15 protein-coding genes and 1 other annotated feature are annotated in these 16,124 nt (G+C 39.8%); all 15 genes read left to right on the forward strand.

Features of this window, described 5'->3' with window-relative positions:
• Positions 1–589: 589 nt before the first annotated feature.
• A complete protein-coding gene (locus B1R93_RS21805) occupies positions 590–1,060 on the forward strand; it encodes a CtsR family transcriptional regulator (RefSeq protein ID WP_088106017.1) in 471 nt (156 codons plus the stop codon).
• 26 nt (positions 1,061–1,086) lie between these two features.
• The gene (gene mcsA / locus B1R93_RS21810) at positions 1,087–1,620 is read left to right on the forward strand and encodes a protein-arginine kinase activator protein McsA (RefSeq protein ID WP_088106018.1); all 534 of its coding nucleotides are present in this window, start codon (positions 1,087–1,089) and stop codon (positions 1,618–1,620) included.
• Between the two features lie 3 nt (positions 1,621–1,623).
• The gene (gene mcsB / locus B1R93_RS21815; protein WP_088106019.1) at positions 1,624–2,700 is read left to right on the forward strand and encodes a protein-arginine kinase McsB; all 1,077 of its coding nucleotides are present in this window, start codon (positions 1,624–1,626) and stop codon (positions 2,698–2,700) included.
• Positions 2,701–2,718: 18 nt separating this feature from the next.
• Positions 2,719–5,160 (forward strand): ATP-dependent protease ATP-binding subunit ClpC, encoded by a 2,442-nt coding sequence (gene clpC, locus B1R93_RS21820; protein WP_088106020.1) that lies wholly within the window; start codon positions 2,719–2,721, stop codon positions 5,158–5,160.
• 145 nt (positions 5,161–5,305) lie between these two features.
• A complete protein-coding gene (gene radA, locus B1R93_RS21825) occupies positions 5,306–6,679 on the forward strand; it encodes a DNA repair protein RadA (protein WP_088106021.1) in 1,374 nt (457 codons plus the stop codon).
• Between the two features lie 3 nt (positions 6,680–6,682).
• A complete protein-coding gene (gene disA, locus B1R93_RS21830; protein ID WP_088106022.1) occupies positions 6,683–7,756 on the forward strand; it encodes a DNA integrity scanning diadenylate cyclase DisA in 1,074 nt (357 codons plus the stop codon).
• 145 nt (positions 7,757–7,901) lie between these two features.
• A complete protein-coding gene (locus B1R93_RS21835; RefSeq protein ID WP_088106023.1) occupies positions 7,902–9,002 on the forward strand; it encodes a PIN/TRAM domain-containing protein in 1,101 nt (366 codons plus the stop codon).
• 182 nt (positions 9,003–9,184) lie between these two features.
• Positions 9,185–9,871, forward strand: a complete 687-nt coding sequence (gene ispD / locus B1R93_RS21840; protein WP_088106024.1) for a 2-C-methyl-D-erythritol 4-phosphate cytidylyltransferase — start codon at positions 9,185–9,187, stop codon at positions 9,869–9,871.
• Complete coding sequence (gene ispF / locus B1R93_RS21845) at positions 9,868–10,344, forward strand: 2-C-methyl-D-erythritol 2,4-cyclodiphosphate synthase (RefSeq protein WP_088106025.1); 477 nt, start codon at positions 9,868–9,870, stop codon at positions 10,342–10,344. Before ispD ends, ispF begins: the two co-directional genes overlap by 4 nt.
• 91 nt (positions 10,345–10,435) lie before the next feature.
• Complete coding sequence (gltX, locus tag B1R93_RS21850; protein ID WP_088106026.1) at positions 10,436–11,890, forward strand: glutamate--tRNA ligase; 1,455 nt, start codon at positions 10,436–10,438, stop codon at positions 11,888–11,890.
• Positions 11,891–11,907: 17 nt separating this feature from the next.
• Positions 11,908–12,132 (forward strand) — a binding site (T-box leader).
• 136 nt (positions 12,133–12,268) lie between these two features.
• Complete coding sequence (gene cysE / locus B1R93_RS21855) at positions 12,269–12,928, forward strand: serine O-acetyltransferase (RefSeq protein ID WP_088106027.1); 660 nt, start codon at positions 12,269–12,271, stop codon at positions 12,926–12,928.
• A gap of 43 nt (positions 12,929–12,971) precedes the next feature.
• Entirely contained in the window at positions 12,972–14,369 is a 1,398-nt protein-coding gene (cysS, locus tag B1R93_RS21860) for a cysteine--tRNA ligase (RefSeq protein ID WP_088106028.1), read from the forward strand.
• A 2-nt stretch (positions 14,370–14,371) separates the two neighbouring features.
• Complete coding sequence (locus tag B1R93_RS21865; protein ID WP_088106029.1) at positions 14,372–14,788, forward strand: Mini-ribonuclease 3; 417 nt, start codon at positions 14,372–14,374, stop codon at positions 14,786–14,788.
• A 16-nt stretch (positions 14,789–14,804) separates the two neighbouring features.
• Positions 14,805–15,554, forward strand: a complete 750-nt coding sequence (gene rlmB, locus B1R93_RS21870; RefSeq protein WP_088106030.1) for a 23S rRNA (guanosine(2251)-2'-O)-methyltransferase RlmB — start codon at positions 14,805–14,807, stop codon at positions 15,552–15,554.
• A 1-nt stretch (position 15,555) separates the two neighbouring features.
• Complete coding sequence (locus B1R93_RS21875; RefSeq protein ID WP_088106031.1) at positions 15,556–16,065, forward strand: NYN domain-containing protein; 510 nt, start codon at positions 15,556–15,558, stop codon at positions 16,063–16,065.
• Positions 16,066–16,124 lie beyond the last annotated feature (59 nt).

The following is a 16,124-nucleotide window of genomic DNA, read 5'->3' on the forward strand; positions in this document are numbered from 1 at the left end:
GGGGATTCCCCCTGTGAGAGTAGGACGTTGCCAGGCAGATAAAGCATAACCCAAAGGGTTATGCTTTTTAATTTGTACAAACGATTAAGCAGAAAGGCGCTGAAGAGTCTGGTCCGGAGGAACAGCGTCTAAGCCGATGGAGTCATCGTGAGTAAACATCGAAGAAAAGCAACATGCCCCCTGTGAGACGAGACGGTTCTCTTCGTACCCCTTCATGACTGAACTATGAAACGAAACGGCATGCATCACATCCCCGTAGAAGAGAACCGTTGAGCCAGGACGTTGCCAGGCAGATAAAGCATAACCCAAAGGGTTATGCTTTTTAATTTGCACAAACGATTAAGCAGGAAGGCAAAGGAGAGAACAATGAATTGATAATAGGAAATTAGAGTACTATTAAAGCAAAGAAAGAGTCATTTATTTTGTAAAGGTATATCTAAAAAAGTCGAAAATTAAAGTTTACGTAAAAAATAGGCGGGACATGGTTATACTAGCCGATGTAAAGGATTGCGGAATGATAAGAGTTTCTATATAATATACATATAGTCAAAGATAGTCAAAGTCAACATAGGTGAGAGGGGGCGTATTCTTGAAAAATATTTCAGATGTCATTGAAAATTATTTAAAAGCCACCTTAATGAAAAGTGAACAAGACCTAGTAGAAATAAAAAGAAGTGAGCTTGCGAAACAGTTTCAATGTGTACCTTCACAAATAAATTATGTTATAAGTACACGTTTTACTATCGAAAAGGGGTACATTGTTGAAAGTAAACGAGGTGGCGGAGGGTTTATTCGGATAATAAAAGTAAAACCACATGATAATATGGAGCTTTTTGACGAAATGATTCATATTATTGGTAGAGGAATTGACCAAGGTACTGCCGAAAATATAATTATGCGTCTTTTTGAGGAAAAGGTCATTTCAAAACGTGAGGCTAGTTTAATGATTAGTGTTGTCGATCGAACGTTATATCGGTCTAACATTCCGCACAGGGACGAAATTAGGGCGAATATATTAAAAGCGATGCTTGAAACACTAAAATATAAAGATAACCGTTGATAGAACGTTGAGAGAGGTGGTATGCGATGAAGTGCCAAGATTGTGGTCAAAGGCAAGCGACATTGCATTTTACAAAAATCATTAACGGAGAGAAAACGGAATTTCATATTTGTGAGCAATGTGCAAGAGAAAAAGGTGAACATTTTCCAGGCTCAAATAGTTTTTCCATTCATCAATTATTATCAGGACTTCTACATTTTGAGCAACCGATGAAGACGGACCAAGAAAAAGCAACACCTGATCGGGAGTTTTCCTGTGAAAAATGTGGAATGAGCTACGAACAATTTACAAGAGTCGGGCGTTTTGGATGTGCTCATTGTTACGAGAGCTTTTCTTCAAAGCTTGATCCTTTATTAAAACGAGTTCATAGCGGAAATCATTCACATGCTGGAAAGATTCCGGTAAGAATAGGTGGAGGAATTCAACTTCAAAGAAAAATTGATTCTTTAAAAGAACAGTTAAAGACTCATATCAATCAAGAGGAATTTGAATTGGCTGCTGAAGTAAGAGATGAAATTCGAGCGTTGGAAAGACAAAAAAATAACCAGAGGGAGGGATAGGAAGTGTCACTCCAAAGGTTTATTAACGAGGCTATTAGTCCTTGGATGAAAAAAGATGGCGCTGATTCGGATATTGTATTGAGTAGTCGAATAAGATTAGCTAGAAACCTTGAAGAATATAAATTTCCGCTCCTAGCTTCATTAGAGGAATCTCATGCAGTTGTTAAACATATTGAAGATGCCCTGGTAAAATCAACTACTGATTCTATCGGCAAAATTGAAATGGTTTATATGGATGACATGAAGGCAAATGAGAAACGAGTGCTTGTTGAAAAGCATTTAATTAGTCCTCATTTAGCGGAACAGTCAAAGCATGGTGCAGTCCTTTTAAGTGAAGATGAATCAATAAGCATCATGATCAATGAAGAAGATCATTTAAGAATCCAATGTTTATTTGCCGGCTTTGAGCTTACAAGAGGACTAGATATTGCTAGTTATTTAGATGATTGGATTGAAGAAAAGCTTACGTATGCCTTTGACGAAAAGCGTGGATATTTAACGAGTTGTCCTACAAATGTCGGGACGGGTTTACGAGCATCAGTGATGATGCATCTTCCAGCTTTGGCGATGACACAGCAACTAAGCAGGATTTTACCGGCAATTAATCAATTAGGATTAGTTGTTAGAGGAATTTACGGTGAAGGTAGCGAAGCTTTAGGTAATCTATTTCAGGTTTCAAATCAGTTAACGTTAGGAAAAACTGAAAAAGATATTGTTGAAGACTTGCGTGGGGTTGTTTTACAACTGATTCAACAGGAACGAGCTGCACGTGAAGTACTAATGCAAAATTCAAAGCTGCAGTTAGAAGACCGTGTATATCGTTCATATGGAATTCTCTCAAATAGTCGAATTATTGAATCGAAGGAAGCCACGCAAAGACTTTCCGATGTTCGGCTAGGAATAGATGTAGGGTTAATAAAAGGAATTTCAGGGAATATCCTTAACGAGTTAATGATTTTAACACAACCAGGATTTTTACAGCAATTTGCGGGTGAGGTGTTAGCCCCTGAACAACGTGATGAACGAAGGGCAGCTCTCATACGTGAGCGACTAAAGTTAGAGAACGAGACCACAGAATAATCATGGAGGTGGACGTCAATGATGTTTGGACGTTTTACAGAGCGAGCACAAAAAGTATTAGCTTTAGCACAAGAGGAAGCAATTCGTTTAGGGCATAATAATATCGGAACAGAGCATATTTTACTCGGTCTCATTCGAGAAGGCGAAGGCATTGCTGCAAAAGCATTACAAGCTTTAGGCTTAGGATCTGAAAAAATTCAAAATGAAGTTGAAACGTTGATCGGTAAAGGTCAAGAGGGTTCAAAAACGATTCATTACACACCTCGTGCAAAAAAGGTCATTGAGTTATCAATGGACGAAGCGAGAAAGCTTGGTCATTCCTACGTAGGGACAGAGCATATTCTTCTCGGCCTTATTCGAGAAGGCGAAGGGGTCGCTGCTCGCGTTTTAAATAACCTTGGTGTTAGCTTAAACAAAGCTCGTCAGCAAGTACTTCAACTTCTAGGAAGTAATGAAGCAGGAAGTTCATCTCAACAAGGTAGCAGTGCCACTCATGCCAATACACCCACTCTAGATAGCTTGGCTCGCGACTTAACTGCAATTGCGAGAGAAGAGTCACTTGATCCAGTTATTGGCCGTAGTAAGGAGATTGAGCGTGTGATCCAAGTATTAAGTCGTCGTACGAAAAACAACCCAGTTCTTATTGGGGAGCCTGGTGTTGGTAAGACAGCGATTGCTGAAGGATTAGCACAAGCAATTATAGCAAATGAAGTTCCTGAAACACTTCGTAATAAGCGAGTTATGACATTAGATATGGGAACGGTCGTTGCTGGTACAAAATACCGTGGTGAATTTGAAGATAGATTGAAAAAGGTGATGGATGAAATTCGCCAAGCTCAAAATGTAATTCTTTTTATTGATGAACTTCATACGTTGATTGGTGCAGGTGGAGCTGAAGGTGCAATTGATGCCTCAAACATTCTCAAACCTTCTCTAGCACGTGGGGAGCTTCAATGTATTGGGGCGACAACACTTGATGAGTATCGTAAGTACATTGAAAAGGATGCTGCGCTTGAGCGTCGTTTCCAACCGATTCAAGTTAATGAGCCAACATTAGATGAGTCTATTCAAATTTTAAAGGGGCTACGTGATCGTTATGAGGCCCATCACCGTGTGACGATTACCGATGATGCCATTGAAGAGGCAGTAAAACTATCGGACCGTTACATCTCGGACCGCTTCTTACCAGATAAAGCAATTGACTTGATTGATGAAGCAGCTTCTAAAGTAAGACTTCGTTCGTATACGGCTCCACCAAATTTAAAGGAGTTAGAATCTCGTTTAGAGGAAACACGTAAAGAGAAGGATGCAGCTGTTCAAAGTCAAGAATTCGAAAAGGCTGCATCATTAAGAGATTCTGAACAACGTTTACGTGAAGAGCTTGAAGAAATGAAGAATGAGTGGAAGCAAAAGCAAGGGCAAGAAAATACAGAGGTTGTTGTTGATGATATCGCGCAGGTCGTTGCAAGCTGGACGGGAATTCCTGTCTCCAAATTAGCAGAAGAAGAAACTGAACGTCTATTGAAAATGGAAAGCATTTTACACGAACGCGTGGTTGGCCAAGAAGAAGCGGTTAAATCCATTTCGCTAGCGGTCAGACGGGCTCGTGCTGGCTTAAAGGATCCTAAGCGTCCGATTGGGTCATTTATTTTCCTAGGACCAACAGGTGTAGGTAAAACAGAACTTGCACGTGCCGTTGCTGAAACATTATTTGGTGATGAGGATGCCGTTATTCGTGTAGATATGTCAGAGTATATGGAAAAGCATGCTACGAGCCGTCTCGTTGGTTCCCCTCCTGGTTACGTCGGCCATGAAGAAGGTGGGCAACTAACGGAGAAAGTACGTCGTAAGCCATATTCTGTTATTTTATTAGATGAAATTGAGAAGGCTCATCCAGATGTCTTTAATATTTTACTTCAAGTTCTTGAGGATGGACGATTAACGGATTCAAAGGGACGTACGGTTGATTTCCGTAACACAGCGATTATTATGACATCAAACGTTGGTGCAAGCTTACTCAGAAAGAATAAACACCTTGGGTTTACAACTGGAACGGAAGACCAAGAGCATAATGATATGAAAGGAAAAGTCATGGGTGAATTAAAGCGAAGCTTCCGCCCAGAATTCCTAAATCGTATTGATGAAATTATTGTCTTCCATTCATTAGAGAAGAAGCATGTTCGTGAAATTATTACATTAATGGCAGATCAACTGAAAAAACGTTTAATTGAGCAAGGTATCGAGTTCGAGTTAACAGAAGCTGCAAAGGATAAAATTACGGATATCGGCTATGACCCAGAATATGGTGCACGTCCTTTACGTCGCGCCCTTCAAAAGCAGGTTGAAGACCGCTTATCTGAAGAGCTTCTAAAAGGGACAATTGTAAAAGGGCAAAAAGCGATTATTGATGTTAATGACGGAGAACTAGTCGTTGTAACAAAGGAAAATGCCCAAGTATAAGGATTAGAATAGGGGCTTCGGCCTAGAAAAAGCCGAGGGAGAGTCATAATCCCTTGGCTTTTTACCATACATATAGGTAATACCGACTTTGACATAAAACTCTGTTAAAATAAGAAGAGACGTGTTAAAGGAAGCGGTGAATACAATGGCAAAGAAAAAAACAAAATTTATCTGTCAAGAATGTGGTTACGAATCACCAAAGTGGATGGGGAAATGTCCCGGTTGCCAGGGGTGGAATACGATGGTCGAGGAATTCGAACCTTCTGCTAAACAAGCGAGTCGAAGTTATGTTACTTCCTCTCTTACAGGTTCAAAGCCACAATCAATAACGGAAGTAGTAAGTGAAAAGGAACCACGAATAAATACGACGATGATTGAACTAAACCGTGTTCTGGGTGGAGGGATTGTTCCTGGTTCTTTAGTTTTAGTTGGTGGAGATCCCGGTATAGGAAAATCAACATTATTATTACAGCTATCGGCTAAGTTAGCTGAAACGAATCAAAAAGTTCTATATATTTCAGGTGAAGAGTCTGTTAAACAAACAAAGCTTCGAGCTGACCGACTGGGTGTCATTTCTCCAAACTTATATGTGTTGGCAGAAACTGATTTACAATTTATTGAAAAGGCTATAGATGAAGTGGGTCCTGCTCTAGTGATTATTGACTCGATCCAAACGGTTTATCAAGAGGATATTGCTTCAGCCCCAGGAAGTGTGTCTCAAGTAAGAGAATGTACAGCTGCATTTATGAGGATAGCGAAAACGAGGGGCATCGCAATTTTTATCGTAGGACATGTAACGAAACAAGGCTCAATTGCTGGTCCAAAGCTTTTAGAACATATGGTTGATTCCGTTCTATATTTTGAAGGGGAGCGTCATCATACGTATCGAATTTTAAGAGCTGTAAAAAACCGGTTTGGGTCAACCAATGAAATGGGTATCTTTGAAATGAAGGAGCTAGGGTTAGAGGAAGTTTTAAATCCTTCAGAAATCTTTCTAGAGGAACGTTCTCAGGGAACGGCTGGTTCGATTGTTGTTGCTTCAATGGAAGGAACTCGTCCTGTGCTTGTCGAGCTACAAGCTTTAATTTCGCCCACAAGCTTCGGAAATCCAAGGCGTATGGCAACAGGAATTGACCATAATCGTGTCTCACTATTGATGGCTGTTTTAGAAAAGCGTGTCGGACTCTTGCTACAAAATCAGGACGCTTATTTAAATGTAGCTGGTGGAGTGCGCTTAGATGAACCTGCCATTGATTTAGCGATAGCACTTAGTATTGCTTCAAGCTTTAGAAATCAAGTCACAAATCCAATGGATGTAGCGATTGGTGAAGTTGGGCTGACGGGTGAAATTCGTCGGGTTTCACGTATTGACCAACGTGTGAACGAGGCAGCAAAATTAGGATTTAAACGCGTCATCATCCCTGAGAAAAATCTTGGTGGTTGGACGTATCCTAAAGGAATTGAAGTAATAGGTGTGCCAACCCTTGAACGGGCGCTAGAGGTTGCATTAGGAGGCTAAAATATGGATGACAGAAAGAAGGGTGCATTTATTCAAGAAGTATTGAAGCTCGTCGCTCCAGGGACACCATTGCGAGCTGGAATTGATAACGTATTACGTGCAAAAACAGGTGGTTTAATCGTATTAGGATATAACAACGAAATGATGAATATCGTTGACGGTGGGTTTTTTATTAATTGTGACTTTTCACCAGCTTATCTGTATGAATTAGCGAAAATGGACGGCGCCATCATCTTAAGTGAAGATGGAAAACGGATATTGTATTCAAACACACAGTTAGTTCCTAATAATGGGATTGAATCCAATGAGACAGGAATTCGTCATAGAACGGCAGAACGAGTGGCGAAGCAAACAGGAAATCTAGTTATTTCGATATCACAACGGCGAAATGTCATTACACTTTATCAAGGAGAACATCGCTATTCACTTAAAGACATCGGAGTCATTTTAACAAAGGCCAACCAAGCGATTCAAACATTAGAAAAATATAAGGTTGTACTTGATCAAGGGATTACGAATTTAGGTGCATTAGAATTTGAGCAATTGGTTACCTTTCACGAAGTTACGCAAGTGATTCATCGTGTTCAAATGGTGCTTCGTATAAAGCGGGAAGTTTTGAATTATATAAATGAACTCGGAGATGAAGGGCGTTTAATCACAATGCAATTAAATGAACTTGTATCGAATATTGAAAAAGAAGCCATTTACTTGTTAAAGGATTATGTGAAGGATAAAAAACAAGATGTTTATGACACGCTAAAGGAATTAACGAAATTTCAAACCGAAGAATTACTCGATGAACAGGAAATCGTAAAAGTACTAGGATATGGGAAGAATATCAATGTTCAGGAACAGTCTGTATCTCCAAGAGGATATCGTATTCTACATCGAATCCCACGATTACCATCTGTTATTATTGATAATTTAATCGAGAAATATGGTGATTTAACAAGTATTATGTTTGCAAGCATTCAAGAGCTAGATGAAGTAGAAGGAATAGGAGAAGCTCGGGCAAAAATGATTAAAGACGGGCTTAATCGTATCCAAGAACAATTGTTTGTTGATCGCCACATTTAACATAATCGTCATCATGTTTAAAATTGGCATTTCAAGATGATTTGTTACGTTTATAAGAAAAAATCATGGAATTTTATGTGAAATTTAGTTTGCTAGGTTTTGATTCCGGATTCTTGTCTATAATAAATGAAGGAGGTGAATATGGATGCTAAAGCGAATAGTGCAGTTGTTTTTTGTTTTAGTAGGGGGAACCCTGGGATTTTTATATATTCCTGATTTAATCTACGTTATGAATTTTGGTAACATTCCTACGTGGATCATGAGTCCATATGTAGGTGTAGTCATTGGAGCTATTATTTTATATGTAACAACTTTTTGGCTTGCAGATTATATTGTGAATTTTATGAAGCTAATGGAAGAGGCCATTGTAAGGGCACCGGTTACAGATGTATTATTTGGATCTATGGGATTAATTATTGGACTTATTGTTGCTTACTTAATTGGAATTCCTCTTAATGCAATTCAGATTCCGGTTGTGAGTACGGTTTTGCCGATTTTTGTTACAATCTTTCTAGGGTATTTCGGTTTTCAAATTGGCTTTAAAAAGCGAGATGAATTAATTCACTTATTTACGATGACACGTAATTTTGGAAAAGACAAAAAGAAAGAGGAAGAAGAAGCTGCACAAAAAAGCGGACATGAGTTAAAAATTCTTGATACAAGTGTGATTATAGATGGTCGAATCGCCGATATTTGTAAAACTGGATTTCTTGAAGGGACACTTGTCATTCCTGAGTTTGTATTAGAAGAACTGCAGCATATAGCGGACTCATCTGATGTATTAAAAAGAAATCGTGGTCGACGCGGACTCGATATCTTAAATAAAATTCAAAAAGAACTTCCAATTAATGTTGAAATTTATGATGGTGATTTTGAAGATATACAAGAAGTAGATAGTAAATTAGTAAAGCTAGCTAAGCTATCTTCTGGAGTCGTTGTGACAAATGATTTTAATTTAAATAAGGTTTGCGAGTTACAAGGTGTCTCTGTGTTAAATATTAATGACCTTGCTAATGCCGTTAAACCGGTTGTTCTTCCGGGTGAAGAAATGAGTGTTCAAGTAATTAAAGACGGTAAGGAACATCATCAAGGCGTTGCTTATTTAGATGATGGCACGATGATTGTTGTTGAAGGTGGTCGTGATCATATTGGCAAGCATATTGAAGTAATTGTCACAAGTGTGCTACAAACGAGTGCCGGTCGAATGATTTTTGCCAAGCCTAAATTACTTGAAAAAGCGTTGTAGCTCCCCTGTCTTCATTAGATTGGAACAATGCTCTGTGCCAAGCGCCAAACTCTACTTAGTAGATATGGCGCTTGTCTTATGTTTGGACGGTTAAGACAAGCTATATTCTATTAAGTATGCGAAAAGAGTAGAGAACATGCTAAAATATAAACGGATGAACGTAGCGATTGGGGAGAGAGGTTATGAAATATAGTGTTGTAATTCCTGCTGCCGGGCAAGGAAAGAGGATGAAGGCTGGGAAAAACAAGCAGTTTATTAAGTTAAAGAACGAACCAATTATTATACATACTATTCGTGTTTTTGAAGCGGATCCTTGGTGCCACGAGATTATTCTTGTAGCTAATGAGCAAGAATGTGAAACGATGAGAGAGTTAATGAAGGCCTATCAAATAGACAAGGTTTCAATGATTGTTGCTGGTGGCCAGGAGCGTCAACATAGCGTTAAACGAGGGCTTGATGCGGTTGAAAAGGCTGAAATTGTACTCATTCATGATGGAGCTAGGCCCTTCATAAGACACGAGACGATTCATCAACTAGTTGACGAGGCAATTGAAGAGGGCGGTGCCATTGTAGCTGTACCTGTGAAAGATACGGTTAAGCGAGTGAAGGATAAAAGAGCTGTTGAGACGATGAATCGCTCAGAGCTGTGGGCTGTCCAAACACCTCAAGCTTTTCAATTATCACGTATAAAGGAAGTACATGAGAAGGCGGAAAGGGAGAAGAAAATTGGAACAGATGATGCTAGCTTGTTTGAGTGGTATGGTTATCGCGTCTCTGTTGTTGAAGGAGATTATCTAAACATTAAGCTGACAACACCTGAAGATCTGATTTTTGCCGAGGCTATATTAATTCAAAGGGGGAAACGGTGATGCGGATAGGACAAGGGTTTGACGTTCATCAATTAGTAGAAGGTCGCCCACTAATCATCGGTGGTATTACGATACCATATGAAAAAGGTTTATTAGGTCATTCTGATGCCGATGTTTTATTACATACAGTAGCAGATGCAGCATTAGGTGCAATTGCAGAGGGGGATATTGGGAAGCATTTTCCTGATACAGATCCTAATTTTAAAGATGCAGATTCCGCGAAACTTTTAGAGCATGTATGGGATTTGGTAAAAAACAAAGGTTATCAACTAGGTAATATAGACTGCACAATCATCGCACAGGCACCAAAAATGGCACCTTATATTGAGCAGATTCGTAGTCGGGTTGCCGAGCTACTTGAAGCAACAATGGATCAAGTAAATGTTAAAGCTACGACGACAGAAAAGCTAGGTTTTACCGGTCGTGGTGAAGGAATCGCAGCGCAAGCGACAATTTTACTTGTGAAGTCATGAACCAAGACTTGACCAGTCAATTCTTGGTGCTAAAATAAAGAAAGTGAAAATAGGCATTTTTTACAATGCGAAGAAATGGAAGGTGTAGACAATGGGAAGTGATGTACGAGTTCGTTTTGCGCCAAGTCCAACAGGACATTTACATATCGGTGGTGCGCGTTCGGCACTATTTAATTACTTATATGCAAAGAGCCAAGATGGAAAATTCATTTTAAGAATTGAAGATACGGATCAGGCAAGAAATGTAGGTCAAGCAAAGGAAAAGCTATTAGATAGTTTGAAATGGCTTGGTGTTGAATGGGATGAGAGTATTGACGTCGGAGGAGAATTTGGCCCATATAGCTGTATGGAACGACTCGATATTTATTCAAAGTATATTCAAAAGCTGCTTGATGAAGGTAAGGCATATTATTGTTATATGACAGAAGAGGAACTTGAAGCAGAACGTGAAGCACAAATCGCACGTGGGGAAATGCCAAGATACAGTGGACGTGACCGTAATTTAACGGAGGAGCAGCGTCAAGCTTACGAAGAAAAAGGTTTAAAGCCTGTTGTTCGTTTCCGAGTTCCAGAGGGAAAAGTCATTAAAATTGATGATGCCGTTCGTGGAGAAGTAACCTTTGAATCCGATGGAATAGGCGATTTTGTTATCGCCCGAAAAGATGGCATTCCAATGTATAACTTTGCCGTTGTCATTGATGATTATTTAATGAAAATTTCACATGTTATCCGTGGGGAAGAACATCTTTCAAACACACCACGTCAGGTTATGCTTTACGAGGCATTTGGTTGGGAAGTACCGCGTTTTGCTCATGCGTCGTTAATTTTAAATCCGAACCGTCAAAAGATGAGTAAGCGTGATGAATCGATTATTCAATTTGTTGAACAATATAAAGAGCTTGGCTATATGCCAGAAGCGATTGTGAACTTTTTAGCGTTACTTGGGTGGTCGCCAGTTGGAGAAGAAGAGATTTTTTCACTTGAGGAACTAGGGCAGCAATTTAGTCTTGAGCGTGTATCAAAAGCGCCTGCGGTATTCGATACAGACAAGCTTGCATGGATGAACAACCAATATATTAAGAAAGCTGACCTTGAAATAGTAGTTGGTTTGGCACTGCCACATCTTGTGAAAGCAGGGAAGCTTCCTGATGACATGAACCAAGAACAACGTGAATGGGCGACACGTCTCGTTGGACTATACCAAGACCAACTTCAATATGGAGCGGAAATTGTTGAGTTAACAGAGTTGTTCTTTAAGACGGAAATTGAGTATAATGAGGATGCAAATGAAGTTTTACAAGAAGAACAAGTACCTGAAGTATTAAAACAATTCCTTCAAGAAATTGAAGGCCTTGAGGAATTTACAGCAGCGAATATTAAGGCCGCTGTAAAGGCAACACAAAAAGCAACAGGACAAAAAGGGAAAAAATTATTTATGCCTATTCGTGTTGCTACGACAGGACAAACACATGGTCCAGAGCTTCCGGATTCAATTGAGCTTTTAGGTAAAGAAGTAGTTACTGCAAGACTACAAAAATTAGTTTAAAGGCCAAATAAATATAGATGATCGTGTTGAGAGGGAAAAGTAAGCAGCAAGGTTACTTTACAGAGAGAACCACCATCGGCTGTAAGTGGTTTAAGTAACGGCTCCTGAACATGCACCCTTGAGTCTCTTTCTGAACGGGAAACATAAACAGTAGGAAGGAGCGAGTAGCGTCGTTATCGGCTATGAAGATAAGTAGAGAATTCTACTTAAACAGAGTGGAACCGCGCCTTTGCGCCTCTGTGCACATGCTGCACAGAGGCTTTTTTTTATAGTCGCATTGGGCGATGTTACCCGAAGGAAGGTTGGAAGGCTAATAGAAATCTATCGTTTATAAAGAGGCTCCAATGTGTAAGTTTCTTTTATAGGGGGAAGAGAAGCATGAGGAAGGTATTTCGAACACTACTAAATGATGTAGATGTCGTTTTTGAGCAAGATCCGGCGGCTAGAAGTCGGCTAGAAGTCATTTTTACGTATTCAGGTGTTCATGCGATTTGGTCACATCGCTTAGCGCATTGGCTATGGAAGAAAAAGCTGTATTTTTTAGGTAGACTCCTTTCCCAGATTAGTCGGGCGATCACTGGGATAGAAATTCATCCAGGAGCTGTGATTGGGCAACGGTTATTCATAGACCATGGGATGGGTGTTGTGATTGGAGAAACCTGTGAAATTGGTGATAACGTCACAATTTATCAAGGAGTTACACTTGGAGGAACCGGGAAGGAAAAAGGGAAACGTCATCCGACAGTGAAAGATGGTGTCCTTATCGCGTCAGGAGCAAAAGTACTAGGCTCTTTTACAATTGGTGAAAATGCAAGAATAGGGGCTGGCTCAGTTGTATTAAAAGAGGTGCCGCCAAATTCAACGGTCGTTGGGATTCCCGGAAGAATTGTGATTCAAGATGGGGTAAAAGTAGAAAATGGATTAAATCATCACATGCTCCCAGATCCCGTTTCAGATAAATTAAAGGAGCTTGAAGAAGAAATTAAATTATTACGTAAAGAATTAGAAAAACGAGAAAATTCCTCACGTAGCTATTAGTCTTACACATAGCTTATAGAGAGTGATGCAAGGAGGAGTCAAAATGGCGATTCAACTATACAATAGCTTAACAAAGAAGAAAGAAGCCTTCGTACCAATTGAAGAGGGTAAAGTAAAAATGTATGTGTGTGGGCCGACGGTTTATAACTATATTCATATTGGGAACGCTAGACCACCAATTGTCTATGATATGGTTCGTCGTTATTTCGAATATCGAGGCTATGATGTCACATACGTTTCTAATTTTACAGATGTTGATGACAAAATTATTCGAGCTGCTCATGAACTTGGGGAAGATGTGTTTGAGGTAGCAAATCGCTTTATTGAAGCCTATCATCAAGACACTTGTTCATTAGGTGTAAAAAAAGCAGATATTCACCCACGTGTAACAGAAACTATCCCGGAAATCATTGATTTTATTTCGAAATTAATTGAAAAAGACTATGCGTATGAATCTGGTGGAGACGTGTATTTTCGCACAAGAAAATTTAAGGAATATGGAAAGTTATCATCTCAATCAATTGAAGATCTCCGTTCAGGGGCGAGAATTGAAGTCGATGAACGCAAAGAAGATTCACTTGATTTCGTTCTTTGGAAAGCTGCAAAAGAGGGAGAAATTTCTTGGGAAAGTCCATGGGGGCATGGACGTCCAGGCTGGCATATTGAATGCTCAGCTATGGTAAAAAAATATCTAGGTGATACGATTGATATTCATGCAGGTGGCCAGGATTTGTCCTTCCCTCATCATGAAAATGAAATTGCTCAATCAGAAGCATTAACCGGAAAACCAATGGCAAATTATTGGTTACACAATGGCTTTATTAACATAAATAATGAGAAAATGTCGAAATCACTCGGGAATTTTGTTTTGGCTAATGAGATTATTCGACAGCATTCTGCAGAAGTCGTTCGCTTTTTCATGCTGACTGCTCACTATCGTAGTCCGATAAATTTTAGTGATGAATTACTTGAAGGAGCAAGAAATGGTTTAGAACGATTAAAAACATCGGTATCAAGTTTAAAACATCGGTTAAACGAATCCGCAGATTATGGTGAAGTTGGAGATTGGCTTGATACGATTTCAGGCTTCAAGTCTCGTTTTATCTTAGAAATGGATGACGACTTCAATAGTGCCAATGGGATTGCCGTATTATTTGATTTAGCTAAGGAAGCCAATCGATATTTACGAGAAGAGCAAACATCTAAGAAAGTGTTAACGGCGTTTATTGAACAGTTTCAGGAATTTGCAGGTGTACTAGGTTTGGAATTAGAAGAACAAGAAACCCTGTTAGATGAAGATATTGAAGCACTTATTGAGAAGCGGAACCAGGCTCGTAAGGAACGGAATTTTGCTTTAGCAGATGACATTCGTGACCAGCTAAAAGAACAAGGAATTTTGTTAGAGGATACGGCACAAGGTGTACGTTGGAAGCGAGGCTAATAATGAAACTAATTGAAGCCACTACAGATTTGAGGCAATTAAATGCATTAGCCTTAGCGTATATGGGCGATGCGGTGCTTGATATGTATGTTCGTTACTATTTAATTGCACAAGGGAAAGTGCGCCCGCATCGCCTCCATGTTGAGGCAACAAAGTATGTGTCAGCTAAAGCACAAGCAGTCGTAGTTCGGACGTTAACAGAAGAGGCGTTTTTCTCCGAAGAGGAAGAAGCATTAATTAAAAGAGGGCGTAATGCAAAATCAGGTTCCATTCCGAAAAATACCGATGCAGCAACTTACAGCTACTCAACGGGATTTGAGGCATTATTAGGATTTCTTTATCTTCAAGAAAAAAATGAACGGCTTGATGAGATTATAAAACGTACATTTGCCTATATTGATAAAGAGAGACAAGCATAGAAAGGAGGAGATAACCATGAAGCAGGAGTTTATTGTTGGAAAAAACCCAATCATTGAAGCACTAAGAGCGGGCCATTCAATTAATAAGATTTGGATTGCAGAAGGCTCCCAAAAGGGTCAGATGTCAAAAGTGGTTGAACTGGCAAAAGAGAATGGGGTCCTTATTCAACATGCACCTAAGAAGAAACTTGAACAACTAGTTGATACGACAAATCACCAAGGTGTCGTTGCGTCAATTGCAGCGTATGAATATGCTGAAATTGACGATCTTTTTACAAGTGCAGCACAACGAGGAGAGGAACCATTTTTTCTAGTTCTAGACGAAGTAGAAGACCCGCATAATCTAGGATCAATCCTACGAACAGCGGATGCAGTTGGGGCGCATGGGGTAATTATTCCTAAGCGTCGTGCAGTAGGTTTAACTCAAACCGTTGCTAAAGCATCAACGGGCGCAATTGAGTATATCCCAGTTGTGCGGGTAACGAATATAGCAAGAACAATGGATGATTTGAAAAAACGAGGTATCTGGTTTGCTGGTACGGATGCAAAAGGCAGTGACGATTATCGCCGTGCCGCATTTGATATGCCACTTGGGCTCGTCATCGGTAGCGAAGGTAAGGGCATTAGCCGTTTAGTCAAGGAAAAGTGCGACTTTCTCATTCAAATCCCTATGGTTGGAAAAGTGACTTCATTAAATGCATCGGTGGCTGCTAGCCTACTTATGTATGAGGTTTACAGAAGGCGTCATCCATTAGGAAGCGAATAAGATGAAAGATATATTACTTGTTGATGGTTACAACATGATTGGCGCTTGGCCAGAGTTACGTGCGTTAAAGGATCGGGATTTAGGGTTAGCACGAGATCGTTTAGTTGAGGTTTTGGCTGAATACCAAGCATACACCGGATATGATGTTAAAGTAATATTCGATGCTCATATGGTGAGCGGGATTGGCAAGAAGTACAATAATTTTCGTATTGACGTCTTGTACACGAGGGAAAACGAAACTGCTGATGAACGAATTGAGAAGCTCGTTCATGAATTGAAGCGGATTGATACACGAATCCATGTTGCAACATCGGACTTTACGGAGCAATCGTTAGTGTTTGGAAGCGGGGCTTTACGAAAGTCAGCTCGGGAGCTTTTAATCGAAACAGAAGTCGTCGAAAAACGGATTAATCAAGATGTCGAATCACGGAAAAAGAAGCGCAATTCGACAAAAATTCCACTTAGTGAAGAAATTTTTGAAATTTTTGAAAGATGGCGTCGAGGCCAGTGATGTGTGGTTGACCTGCTGGAAAACTGTGCTATATAATGTTCCTAACTAAGCCGAGGTCA

It is taken from the genome of Halalkalibacter urbisdiaboli, from assembly GCF_002156385.1.
Classification (GTDB): domain Bacteria; phylum Bacillota; class Bacilli; order Bacillales; family Bacillaceae_D; genus Halalkalibacter_A; species Halalkalibacter_A urbisdiaboli.